Source organism: Serratia sp. AS12 (assembly GCF_000214195.1).
GTDB lineage: Bacteria > Pseudomonadota > Gammaproteobacteria > Enterobacterales > Enterobacteriaceae > Serratia > Serratia plymuthica.
Genome location: NC_015566.1, coordinates 147,041 through 159,624 on the forward strand (window position 1 = coordinate 147,041; position 12,584 = coordinate 159,624).

General features: G+C 55.7%; 11 protein-coding genes. All 11 read left to right on the forward strand.

The features are described from left to right. Positions 1-73 precede the first annotated feature (73 nt). The 11 genes from wecB to SERAS12_RS00670 all read left to right on the forward strand — a co-directional run bounded on the left by wecB (position 74) and on the right by SERAS12_RS00670 (position 12,514). Positions 74-1,204 carry a non-hydrolyzing UDP-N-acetylglucosamine 2-epimerase gene (gene wecB / locus SERAS12_RS00620; RefSeq protein ID WP_041415811.1) on the forward strand — a complete coding sequence of 377 codons (1,131 nt, stop codon included), beginning with the start codon at positions 74-76 and terminating at the stop codon, positions 1,202-1,204. Beyond that, positions 1,201-2,463, forward strand: coding sequence for a UDP-N-acetyl-D-mannosamine dehydrogenase (gene wecC / locus SERAS12_RS00625; protein WP_013811036.1), 1,263 nt, complete (start codon positions 1,201-1,203; stop codon positions 2,461-2,463). The genes wecB and wecC overlap by 4 nt, the downstream gene beginning before the upstream one ends. Further along, entirely contained in the window at positions 2,454-3,527 is a 1,074-nt protein-coding gene (rffG, locus tag SERAS12_RS00630) for a dTDP-glucose 4,6-dehydratase (protein WP_174270187.1), read from the forward strand. The genes wecC and rffG overlap by 10 nt, the downstream gene beginning before the upstream one ends. 49 nt (positions 3,528-3,576) lie before the next feature. Further along, a complete protein-coding gene (rfbA, locus tag SERAS12_RS00635; protein ID WP_013811038.1) occupies positions 3,577-4,458 on the forward strand; it encodes a glucose-1-phosphate thymidylyltransferase RfbA in 882 nt (293 codons plus the stop codon). Continuing rightward, positions 4,436-5,161 (forward strand): dTDP-4-amino-4,6-dideoxy-D-galactose acyltransferase, encoded by a 726-nt coding sequence (gene rffC, locus SERAS12_RS00640; protein WP_013811039.1) that lies wholly within the window; start codon positions 4,436-4,438, stop codon positions 5,159-5,161. The genes rfbA and rffC overlap by 23 nt, the downstream gene beginning before the upstream one ends. Then, on the forward strand, positions 5,148-6,278 hold the full coding sequence (gene rffA / locus SERAS12_RS00645; RefSeq protein ID WP_013811040.1) for a dTDP-4-amino-4,6-dideoxygalactose transaminase: 1,131 nt from the start codon (positions 5,148-5,150) through the stop codon (positions 6,276-6,278). The genes rffC and rffA overlap by 14 nt, the downstream gene beginning before the upstream one ends. A gap of 1 nt (position 6,279) precedes the next feature. Next, positions 6,280-7,530 carry a lipid III flippase WzxE gene (wzxE, locus tag SERAS12_RS00650; RefSeq protein WP_013811041.1) on the forward strand — a complete coding sequence of 417 codons (1,251 nt, stop codon included), beginning with the start codon at positions 6,280-6,282 and terminating at the stop codon, positions 7,528-7,530. Next, positions 7,527-8,612 (forward strand): TDP-N-acetylfucosamine:lipid II N-acetylfucosaminyltransferase, encoded by a 1,086-nt coding sequence (locus SERAS12_RS00655; RefSeq protein ID WP_013811042.1) that lies wholly within the window; start codon positions 7,527-7,529, stop codon positions 8,610-8,612. The genes wzxE and SERAS12_RS00655 overlap by 4 nt, the downstream gene beginning before the upstream one ends. Then, positions 8,609-9,985: an ECA oligosaccharide polymerase gene (gene wzyE / locus SERAS12_RS00660; RefSeq protein ID WP_013811043.1), complete on the forward strand. Its 1,377-nt coding sequence runs from the start codon at positions 8,609-8,611 to the stop codon at positions 9,983-9,985. The genes SERAS12_RS00655 and wzyE overlap by 4 nt, the downstream gene beginning before the upstream one ends. A 14-nt stretch (positions 9,986-9,999) precedes the next feature. Continuing rightward, positions 10,000-10,740: a lipopolysaccharide N-acetylmannosaminouronosyltransferase gene (gene wecG / locus SERAS12_RS00665; protein WP_013811044.1), complete on the forward strand. Its 741-nt coding sequence runs from the start codon at positions 10,000-10,002 to the stop codon at positions 10,738-10,740. A 370-nt stretch (positions 10,741-11,110) separates the two neighbouring features. Further along, positions 11,111-12,514, forward strand: a complete 1,404-nt coding sequence (locus SERAS12_RS00670; protein ID WP_013811045.1) for an amino acid permease — start codon at positions 11,111-11,113, stop codon at positions 12,512-12,514. Positions 12,515-12,584: the final 70 nt, after the last annotated feature.

Genomic DNA, 12,584 nt, shown 5'->3' on the forward strand with positions numbered 1-12,584 from the left:
TAATTCGCTTATGGGCGTGCGAACGCCCAATTCGCAGGTATGCCTGCGGTTAACCGACCAAAAGAGATTCGCTGTGAAAGTGTTGACTGTTTTCGGCACCAGGCCTGAAGCCATCAAAATGGCACCGCTGGTACATGCCCTGGCTCAGGATGAAGCCTTTGAATCAAGAGTCTGCGTAACGGCACAGCATCGTGAGATGTTGGATCAAGTATTACGGTTATTTGAAATCGTGCCGGATTACGATCTGAACATCATGAAGCCCGGCCAGGGACTGAGTGAGATTACCTGCCGTATTTTGGAAGGCCTGAAAGGCGTTCTGGAAGAATTCAAGCCGGATGTAGTGCTGGTCCACGGTGACACGACCACCACACTGGCGACCAGTCTGGCGGCTTTTTATCAGCGTATCCCGGTCGGACACGTGGAGGCGGGCTTGCGCACTGGCGATCTTTACTCGCCGTGGCCGGAAGAGGCCAACCGCAAGCTGACCGGCCATCTGGCGATGTATCATTTTGCACCGACGGAAAATTCACGCCAGAACCTGCTGCGTGAACTGTTGCCGGACGATCATATTTTCGTTACCGGCAACACGGTTATCGATGCGCTGTTCTGGGTGCGCGATCGGGTAATGGGCGATGCCGCATTGCATGACAGCCTGGCGCAGCGCTACCCGTTCCTTGATGCCAGCAAGAAATTGATCCTGGTGACCGGCCACCGCCGCGAAAGCTTTGGCGGCGGGTTTGAGCGGATTTGCAGCGCACTGGCGGAAATTGCCCGCACCCATCCTGACGTACAGGTGGTGTACCCGGTGCATCTCAACCCGAACGTCAGCGAGCCGGTCAACCGTATTCTGAAAGGGATCGATAACATCATCCTGATCGATCCGCAGGATTACTTGCCCTTTGTGTATTTGATGGCTAACGCTTATATGATCCTGACCGACTCCGGCGGGATCCAGGAAGAGGCGCCGTCGTTGGGCAAGCCTGTGCTGGTCATGCGTGACACTACCGAACGGCCGGAAGCGGTGGATGCGGGCACGGTCCGTCTGGTCGGTACCAACGTGGCTAAAATTGTTGATGCGGTGACCCGGCTGTTGACGGACGAAAAGGAATATCACGCCATGAGTCGGGCGCATAACCCTTACGGTGACGGGCATGCCTGCCAGCGTATTCTCGCAGCTTTGAAGAATCATCAGGTGACACTATGAGTTTTAACACTATTTCGGTTATCGGCCTGGGGTATATCGGTCTGCCAACGGCGGCGGCGTTTGCCTCGCGCAAGAAAAAAGTGGTGGGCGTAGATGTTAACCAGCATGCGGTAGACACCATTAACCGCGGCGCGATTCATATCGTTGAGCCCGATCTGGATAAAGTGGTTAAAGAGGCCGTCGACGGCGGTTATCTGCAAGCGGTGACCAAACCCTTGGCCGCGGATGCTTTTCTGATTGCGGTACCGACGCCGTTTAAAGGCGATCATGAGCCCGATCTGGCTTATGTCGAAGCTGCCGCCAAATCACTGGCGCCGGTACTGAAAAAGGGTGACCTGGTTATCCTGGAATCCACCTCACCGGTGGGAGCGACCGAACAGATGGCGCAGTGGCTGGCCGAGGCGCGCAGCGATCTCAGCTTCCCGCAGCAGGTGGGTGAAGCCGCCGATGTCAATATCGCCTATTGCCCGGAGCGTGTGCTGCCGGGGCAGGTGATGGTTGAGCTGATTCAAAACGATCGCGTTATCGGCGGCATGACGCCAAAATGTTCGGATCGCGCCAGCGAGCTGTACAAGATTTTCCTTGAAGGCGAATGCGTGGTGACCAATTCACGCACCGCCGAGATGTGCAAACTGACCGAAAACAGCTTCCGCGACGTGAATATCGCCTTTGCGAATGAGCTGTCGTTGATTTGCGCCGAGCAGGGTATCAACGTTTGGGAACTTATCCGTCTGGCGAATCGCCATCCGCGGGTGAATATTCTGCAGCCAGGTCCTGGCGTCGGCGGCCACTGCATCGCGGTAGACCCGTGGTTTATCGTGTCGCAAAATCCACAGCAGGCGCGCCTGATCCATACCGCGCGTCTGGTGAATGACGGGAAACCGCTGTGGGTGGTTGACCGTGTGAAAGCCGCCGTTGCCGACTGTCTGGCAGCCACCGACAAACGCGCTTCTGAAGTGAAAATTGCCTGTTTCGGTCTGGCTTTCAAGCCGAATATCGACGATTTGCGTGAAAGCCCTGCGGTGGAAGTGGCGCATCTGATTGCTGACTGGCACGTCGGCGAAACGTTGGTGGTTGAACCCAATGTTGAACAGTTGCCGAAATCTCTGGCCGGTCACGTGACGCTGAAAGCGTTGGCCGATGCCTTGCAGCAGGCGGATGTGATCGTAATGCTGGTCGACCATAAGCAATTCAAAGCGATCAAGCCGGAAGAAATAAAACAAACGTGGGTTGTTGATACAAGAGGAGTATGGCGTTGAAGCGTATTTTAGTCACTGGAGGCGCTGGTTTTATTGGCTCCGCGGTTGTGAGACATATCATTGAAGCCACGCAGGACAGCGTCATGGTGGTCGATAAGCTTACCTATGCGGGCAATCTGGAGTCGCTCTCGGTGATTGCCGATAACGAACGCTATTCGTTTGAACAGGTGGATATCTGCGATCGTGCGGCGTTGGATAAGGTGTTTGCCCAATATCAGCCGGATGTGATCATGCACCTGGCGGCGGAAAGTCATGTCGATCGTTCGATCGACGGCCCGGCGGCATTTATTGAAACCAACGTGGTGGGGACCTACACCATGTTGGAGGCGGCCCGCCATTATTGGCAACCGCTGGACGCGAAGAGAAAGCAGAATTTCCGTTTCCACCACATTTCCACCGACGAAGTGTATGGCGATCTGCACGGTACGGACGATCTGTTTACTGAAACCACGCCTTACTCGCCAAGCAGCCCGTATTCGGCTTCTAAAGCCTCCAGCGATCATCTGGTGCGCGCCTGGTTGCGTACCTACGGCCTGCCGACCATCGTCACCAACTGTTCCAATAACTACGGTCCGTATCACTTCCCGGAGAAGCTGATCCCGCTGGTGATCCTCAATGCCGTTGCCGGCAAGCCATTGCCGGTGTACGGCGACGGTGCGCAGGTACGTGACTGGCTGTATGTTGAAGACCATGCGCGCGCGCTGTACCAGGTCGTGACTGAAGGCGTGGTAGGCGAAACCTACAATATCGGCGGCCATAACGAGCGCAAGAATATTGAGGTGGTACACACCATCTGCGATTTGCTGGAAGAACTGGCACCGAACAAGCCGCAGGGCATTGAGAAATACCGTGACCTGATTACTTACGTCAAGGATCGCCCAGGCCACGATATGCGTTATGCGATAGATGCCGGGAAAATTGATCGGGAACTGGGCTGGCGCCCACAGGAGACCTTTGAAAGCGGTATCCGCAAAACGGTTTCCTGGTATCTGAACAACGAAACCTGGTGGAGTCGTGTTCAGGACGGTTCCTATACGGGTGAGCGTTTAGGTTTATCCGACTAAATTTATTGCAGCGCTGCCCGAGAGGCAGCCTGTAGATTCTGGAGTAAGTATGAAAGGCATTATTTTGGCCGGCGGTTCCGGTACCCGTTTGCATCCTATTACCCGCGGCGTATCCAAACAGCTGTTGCCTATTTACGACAAGCCGATGATTTACTACCCGATGTCAGTGCTGATGCTGGCGGGGATACGCGACATTTTGATCATTTCCACCCCGGAAGATCTGCCTTCATTCCAGCGGCTGCTGGGGAACGGTGATCAGTTTGGCGTGAATCTCAGCTATGCCGCGCAGCCGAAACCGGAAGGCCTGGCGCAGGCGTTCCTGATTGGTGAAGAGTTCATCAACGGCGACTCTTGCTGCCTGGTGCTGGGTGATAACATTTTCTTCGGCCAATCTTTCAGCCCTAAATTAAAGACCGTGGCGACGCGTACCGAAGGTGCAACGGTATTCGGCTATCAGGTGATGGATCCTGAACGCTTCGGTGTGGTGGAGTTTGACGAAAACTTCCGCGCGCTGTCGATCGAAGAAAAACCGAAAAAACCTAAGTCCGACTGGGCGGTAACTGGCCTTTACTTCTATGACAAGCAAGTGGTGGAGTTCGCCAAACAGGTGAAACCTTCCGAACGCGGCGAACTGGAAATCACCAGCATTAATCAGATGTATCTGGAGCGCGGCGAACTGACCGTCGAGCTGCTGGGCCGAGGCTTTGCCTGGCTGGATACCGGCACCCACGACAGCCTGCTGGAAGCCAGCAGTTTTGTGCAGACGGTGGAAAAACGCCAGGGCTTTAAAATTGCCTGTCTGGAAGAGATTGCCTGGCGTAATGGCTGGCTGGACGACAAAGGCCTGAAGCGCGCTGCCAACTCATTGTCCAAAACCGGTTACGGCAAGTATTTGCTGGATCTGCTGCATGCTCGTCCACGCCACTATTGAGCCCCTAGTCTGGGAAACCGAGTTTTTCGCGCTTAACAGCGCGAAAATCAACTTTTCCTCTGCTGCCCCGGCACTTGCCGAGGCCGATCTGGCCGCCTATGAGCTGGTGCAGGCCAAAATTCCTGCACATCAAACGGCCTGGGCGGACGGATTGACCAGGCTGGGTTTCCAACTGGTTGAAGGTGAAGTCGATCTGGTACTGAACATCGGCACGGAATGTGCTTCATCCCACAGAGTGCTGCCACAGGCTATTCGTCCGGCAGTGCCGGCCGATATTCCGGCGCTGCGTGCTGCGGCGGCCAAGGTGTTTACCGCCAGCCGTTTTCGTGCGCCCTGGTATGGCGTTCATGACAGTGGCCGTTTCTATGCCATGTGGATAGAAAAAGCGGTATTGGGGACTTTTGACCACCAGTGCTTGCTGGCGCTGGACGAAGCCGGACAGCCTGAAGGGTTTGTCAGCCTGCGTGATATCGGTGGCCAGGAGGCGCGAATCGGCCTGCTGGCGGCATTCCCCGGCGCTGCCGGTAAAGGGATTGGCTCCCGATTGATGGCCGCAGCAATGGCCGAGTGTCGGTCGCAACAGCGCCTGCGGGTCGCGACCCAGTTCGGTAATATCGCCGCGTTACGGCTCTATCAACGACAGGGTGCCGCTATCGAAAGCACCTCGTATTGGTTATACAGAGGAAAACATGATTCCATTTAACGCACCACCGGTTGTTGGCACCGAACTTGAGTATATGCAGGCTGCAATGGGCAGTGGCAAACTGTGTGGCGATGGCGGGTTTACCCGTCGTTGCCAGCAGTGGATGGAACAGCGTTTTGGCAGCCCGAAGGTATTGCTGACACCGTCCTGTACCGCCTCGCTGGAGATGGCGGCGATCCTGCTGGATATTCAGCCGGGCGATGAAGTGATCATGCCGAGCTTCACCTTTGTTTCAACTGCCAACGCCTTTGTGCTGCGCGGCGCTAAAGTGGTGTTTGTCGATCTGCGTCCGGACACCATGAACATCGATGAGAGCAAAATCGAAGCGGCGATCACCGATAAGACCCGCGCCATTGTGCCGGTTCATTACGCCGGCGTGGCCTGCGAGATGGACACCATCATGGCGCTGGCGAAAAAATACAATTTGTACGTGGTGGAAGATGCCGCACAGGGTGTGATGGCCACTTATAAGGGCAAAGCGCTCGGCACCATCGGCCATATTGGCTGTTTCAGCTTCCACGAAACCAAAAACTACACCGCAGGCGGTGAGGGCGGCGCCACGCTGATTAACGATCCGGCGCTGATCGACCGGGCGGAAGTCATTCGCGAGAAAGGCACCAACCGTAGCCAGTTCTTCCGCGGTCAGGTTGACAAGTACACCTGGCGCGATATCGGTTCCAGCTATCTGATGTCAGATCTGCAGGCCGCGTACCTGTGGGGCCAGCTCGAGGCGGCCGAACGCATCAACCAGCGCCGCCTGGCGCTATGGCAGAAGTATTATGATAGCTTCCTGCCGCTGGCCGAAGCCGGCCGCATCGTCTTGCCGACCATTCCGGCGGACTGCGTGCAGAATGCGCATATGTTCTATATCAAACTGCGTGATATTGAAGACCGCACGGCGTTTATCGGTTATCTGAAAGAAGCCGAAATCATGGCGGTGTTCCATTACATTCCGCTGCATGACTGCCCGGCGGGCGATCGTTTCGGCCGTTTTGCCGGTGAAGACCGCTTCACCAGCCAGGAAAGCGCGCGTCTGGTGCGCCTGCCGCTGTTCTATAATATGTCTGACGTTAATCAGCGTACGGTGATCAATACCATTCTTAGTTTCTTCGCCTGATATGTCGTTGGCAAAAGCATCGATTTGGACCGCCGGCTCCACGCTGATAAAAATTGGCGTGGGGTTATTGGTGGTGAAGCTGCTGGCGGTGGCGTTTGGCCCCAGCGGTGTTGGGCAGGCGGGTAACTTCCGCCAGTTGATCACCGTGCTGGGCGTGTTGTCCGGTGCCGGGATTTTTAACGGCATAACGAAATACGTTGCCGAATACCATCAGGATCCGCAGCGGTTGCGCCTGGCGGTCGGCACGGCGTCGACTATTGTGCTGGGCTTCTCCACGCTGTTGGCGCTGGTGTTTTTATTCGCAGCCGTTCCCATCAGCATCGCGCTGTTCGGTCACGCCGAGTATGTGAACGTGGTGCGTGCGGTGGCCTTTATTCAGATGGGTATCGCCTACGCCAACCTGTTTATGGCGGTGCTGAAAGGCTACCGCGATGCGATGGGCAACGCGTTGGCGGTGATTGGCGGCAGCCTGATTGGCGTGGTGGCGTACTACCTGTGCTTTAAACTGGGCGGTTATGAAGGCGCTCTGGCAGGATTGGCGCTGGTGCCGGCATTGGTGGTATTGCCTGCCGGCTTCCTGTTGTGGCGGCGCAAAACCCTGCCGCTGAGCTATTTGGCTCTGGCCTGGGACAAGGCGCTGGCCAGTCATCTCGGCAAGTTCACCATTATGGCGCTGATCACCTCAGTGACGCTGCCGGTGGCCTATGTGATGATGCGTAACCTGCTGGCCAGCCATTACAGTTGGGAGGAGGTGGGGATTTGGCAGGGTGTCAGCAGCATTTCCGACGCTTATCTGCAGTTTATCACCGCTTCATTTACCGTCTACCTGCTGCCAACGCTGTCGCGGCTGAAGGAAAAAAGCGCCATCTCGCAGGAGATCGTACGTTCGCTGAAGTTTGTGCTGCCCGCCGTAGCGGCGGCAAGTTTCACCGTCTGGCTGCTGCGCGATTTCGCCATCTGGTTGTTGTTCACGGACAAGTTCGTCGCCATGCGCGATCTGTTCGCCTGGCAATTGGTGGGCGATGTACTGAAGGTGGGCGCTTATGTCTTTGGCTATCTGGTTATCGCCAAGGCATCGCTGCGTTTTTACATTCTGACGGAAGTCAGCCAATTTCTGCTGCTGACGCTGTTTTCGCACTGGCTGATACCGCTGCACGGCGCATTGGGTGCGGCGCAGGCTTACATGGCAACCTACATTGTGTATTTCGCGCTCTGTAGCTGCGTATTTCTTCTTTATCGTAGACGAGTATGACCATACTGATTCACGTATTGGGTTCTGATATCCCGCATCACAATCAGACGGTGCTGCGTTTCTTCAACGACGTGTTGGCGAAGCGCCTGCCGTCCGAACAGACACGCCATTTTATGGTAGTAGCCAGAGACGTAGCGGCGCTGGGCGATTTTCCCGAGTTGAGCATCGAGGCTTTCCCGGATAAAAAAAGCCTGGCGGCGGCGGTGATTACCCGCGCTCAGGCCGATCGTAATCAGCGTTTCTTCCTGCATGGCCAGTTTAATCCTACGCTGTGGCTGGCGTTGCTGAGCGGTAAAATCAAAGCTCGCCAGGTGAGCTGGCATATCTGGGGCGCGGATCTGTACGAGGACGCCACCAGTTGGAAATTCCGCCTGTTCTATGTACTGCGCCGCATCGCGCAAGGGCGGGTGGAGCGTGTATTTGCGACCCGCGGCGACGTGATCCATTACCAGCAGCGCCATGCGCGCGTGCCGGCCTCCCTGTTGTATTTTCCAACGCGAATGGACCCGGCCCTGACCGGCATCAGCGTGGAGAAGAGCTTGGCCGGACCCATGACCATTCTGGTAGGGAATTCCGGCGATCGCACCAACCGTCATGTTGAAGCGCTGAAAGCGATCCACCAGCAGTTCGGCGCGGACGTGCGCGTGATCCTGCCGATGGGCTATCCGGCCAACAACGACGCCTATATCGACCAGGTGCGTACCGCCGGGCTGCAATGGTTCAGCGACAAGAACCTGCAGTTGCTGACGCAGCAGGTGGTATTCGACGATTACCTGAACATCCTGCGCGAATGTGATCTCGGTTATTTTATTTTTAACCGCCAGCAGGGTATCGGTACCCTGTGTTTGCTGATTCAGTTCGGTGTGCCGTTCGTGCTTAGCCGGCAGAACCCGTTCTGGCAGGATTTGGCGGAGCAGCATCTGCCGGTACTGTTCTATGGCGATTCGCTGGATGAAGCGGTGGTGCGCGAGGCGCAGCGCCAACTGGCGTCGGTAGATAAACAGGCGATCGCCTTCTTTAATCCAAACTACGTCGATGGCTGGCAACAGGCATTGGCGCTGGCTGCGGGGGAAGGCTCATGACGTTGGCGCAATTTGGCGGATTGTTTGTCGTCTATCTGGTCAGCGTGCTGTTTATTCTTACGCTGACTTATCAGGAGTTTCGGCGTATCCGCTTTAACTTCAACGTTTTCTTTTCCCTGCTGTACTTGCTGACGTTTTACTTCGGCTTTCCGCTGACGTGTCTGCTGGCGTTTCAGTTCGACGTCGAGGTGGTGCCGGTCGAGTTCTTGCTGTACGCCATTCTCTCCGCTACCGCGTTTTACGCGATTTATTACGTCAGCTATAAAACCCGGCTGCGTAAGCCCAGCGTACGGCCGCGTAAGCCGGTATTTACCATGAACCGGGTGGAAACCAATCTGACCTGGATATTGCTGGCGCTGGTGGCGATCGGTACCGTGGGCATTTTCTTCATGCAAAACGGTTTCCTGCTGTTCAAGCTCAACTCTTATAGCCAGATTTTTTCCAGCGATGTATCTGGCGTAGCGCTCAAGCGGTTCTTCTATTTCTTTATTCCGGCAATGCTGGTGGTGTATTTCCTGAAACAGGATCTGCGTGCCTGGTTCTTCTTCTTGGCGGCTACGGTGGCCTTCGGCATCCTGACCTACGTGATTGTCGGCGGCACCCGCGCCAATATCATCATCGCTTTCTCGCTGTTTTTGTTTATCGGCATTGTCCGCGGCTGGATCTCGCTGTGGATGCTGGTGGCCGCCGGCGTGTTCGGCATCGTCGGCATGTTCTGGCTGGCGTTAAAACGTTATAGCCTCGACGTCAGTGGCTCTGAAGCGTTTTACACCTTCCTTTACCTGACGCGAGATACCTTCTCGCCATGGGAAAACCTGGCGCTGTTGCTGCAAAACTACGACAAAATCGACTTCCAGGGATTGGCGCCGATTGTGCGTGATTTTTACGTGTTCATTCCGGCTTGGCTGTGGCCGGGCCGTCCGGATACGGTGCTGAATACCGCCAACTACTTCACCTGGGAAGTGCTGGATAACCATTCCGGCCTGGCGATCTCACCGACGCTGATCGGGTCGCTGGTGGTGATGGGCGGTGCGTTGTTCATCCCTGTCGGTGCCGTGCTGGTTGGCATGATCATCAAATGGTTCGACTGGCTGTACGAAATGGGCAAAAGCGAGCCTAACCGCTACAAGGCGGCCATATTGCAGAGTTTCTGCTTTGGCGCGGTGTTCAACATTATCGTATTGGCGAGGGAAGGCGTGGATTCGTTTGTCTCGCGGGTGGTGTTCTTCTGCCTTATTTTTGGTGCCTGTCTGTTGATGGCGAAATTGCTGTACTGGCTGTTTGACACTGCTGGTTTGATTAAGGCACGGGTGCTGCGTTCACGCAGGCTGGCATCGCCGGTATCCTCCCCACGCGCCGACGGCCTTCTGTAAGGATAAGAATAACGATGGAAGCAACGATTAGGGTTCCCAAATATGAGCTGCGCGGTTTCAGCCTTTGGGGATTTCGCGATATGGCGCAATGCATGGATTTTCTGTTTGACGGCGGCCAGGTAAAGCAGGGCACTCTGGTGGCGATGAACGCAGAAAAGATACTGAAGGCGGAGGAAGATGTTGCGTTGCATGCGTTGCTGGACGAAGCGGAATACAAATATGCCGACGGTATCAGCATGGTGCGATCAATCCGCCGCAAATATCCGGGAGCCGAGGTGTCGCGCGTAGCGGGAGCCGATCTGTGGGAAGCGCTGATGCAGCGTGCCGGTCGTGAGGGGACGCCGGTGTTCCTGATTGGCGGCAAACCTTCGGTACTGGCGGAAACCGAGCAGAAGCTGCGCAGCCAGTGGAATGTGAACCTGGTCGGCAGCCAGGATGGTTACTTCAAGCCTGAACAGCGCGATGCGCTGTTTGAACGCATCCGCGTCAGCGGCGCCGCTATAGTGACGGTTGCCATGGGATCGCCGAAACAGGAAATCCTGATGCGCGACTGCCGCAAGGTGCATCCGCAGGCATTGTATATGGGCGTAGGCGGGACCTACGACGTGTTCACCGGTCATGTGAAACGCGCGCCAAGGGTTTGGCAGAATCTTGGTCTGGAGTGGCTCTACCGGCTGCTCAGTCAACCCAGCCGGATTGGCCGTCAGTTGAAACTGCTGAAGTTTGTGAGTTACTACTACCGCGGCAAGATGTGATAACGACGTCGGGGTGTTTAGTGCTGCCCTGACGTATTCGCTTGTTCAAATAACCTGCTTTATGACGTATTAGCCGCACCTCTATAACCTCAGACCCTAAGCCCACCCTCATTTATTCCATAAAGTTTTAAGCTGCGGTTTGCTTATAGCAGCAAAATGCGAAACGATACCGTCCGGAAATTATCCCCAGCCGCTGGCACCCGGTGCGGTAGTGCTGAACGACGTTTTTCTCGCCGTAAGATCGCCCCGATCACACATTGATGTCAGCCAAAGCGGCGGGGGATGATTTACTCTATTTTAATTAAAAAACAATAACGACCGGCAGCGGCCGGCATGCAAACACAATCAAAAAAAACATCATTGAGGATCTATGGCACACAAAGAAAAACCGCAAGGACTGCACCGGGGGCTCGAGGCCCGGCATATTGAGCTGATTGCTCTGGGTGGCACCATCGGCGTCGGTCTGTTTATGGGGTCGGCCAGCACGCTGAAATGGGCGGGGCCGTCGGTCTTGTTGGCCTATATCATCGCCGGGCTGTTCGTGTTCTTTATTATGCGATCGATGGGCGAAATGCTGTTCCTGGAGCCGGTAGCGGGCTCTTTTGCCGTTTATGCGCATAAATATATGGGGCCGTATTTCGGTTACCTCACTGCCTGGGGCTATTGGTTTATGTGGATTGCCGTTGGCATTTCCGAAATCACTGCCATTGGGGTCTATGTCCAGTTCTGGTTCCCGGAAATCCCGCAGTGGGTACCGGCGCTGATCGCCGTGGCGATGGTGGCGTTGGCCAACCTGGCGGCGGTGCGCCTGTACGGCGAGCTGGAGTTCTGGTTTGCCATGATTAAGGTGACCACCATCATTGTGATGATTCTGGTGGGACTGGGAGTGATCTTCTTTGGCTTTGGCAACGGCGGTCAGCCGATCGGTTTTGCCAATCTTACGCAGCATGGCGGCTTCTTTGCCGGCGGCTGGAAGGGCTTCCTGTTCGCGCTGTGTATTGTCGTGGCGTCCTATCAGGGGGTTGAGCTGGTCGGCATTACCGCCGGCGAGGCCAAGAACCCGCAGGTCACGCTGAAACGCGCGATTAACAATATCCTGTGGCGTATTCTGATCTTCTATGTCGGCGCCATCTTTGTCATCGTCACTATCTTCCCTTGGAACGGTATCGGGACTACCGGCAGCCCGTTCGTGCTGACCTTCGCCAAGATCGGTATCGTTGCCGCCGCCGGTATCATTAACTTCGTGGTGCTGACTGCGGCGCTGTCCGGCTGCAACAGCGGCATGTACAGCGGTGGCCGCATGCTGTACGCGCTGGCCAAGAACCGTCAACTGCCCGCTTCGTTGACCAAATTGTCCGCCAGCGGCGTGCCGGTGAACTGCATTGCCGTGACCATCGTCTGTCTGCTGGTCGGCTCCGGGCTGAACTACCTCATTCCGAATCCGCAGCAGGTGTTTGTTTATGTCTACAGCGCCAGCGTGCTGCCTGGCATGGTGCCGTGGTTTGTGGTGCTGATCAGCCAGCTGTATTTCCGTCGCGCTCATAAAGAAGCGATCAAAACCCACAGCTTCAAGTCAGTGATGTTCCCGTATGTGAACTATCTGACCATCGCTTTCCTGGTCTGCGTGCTGATTGGCATGGGAATTAACCCGGATACGCGAATTTCTTTGTTGGTCGGGGCGATTTTCTTGGCAGCTGTTAGCCTGTGCTACTTTGCTTTCGGCATGCACAAGAAACATCATCCGGCTGAAAAACGGGCAGAAATGCAGCAATAACCGGTGAAAAGGGGCTGCGGATAGCGCTTTCCTGCGCGGGAGTGAGCAAAGCGTAATCAAACGCAACATT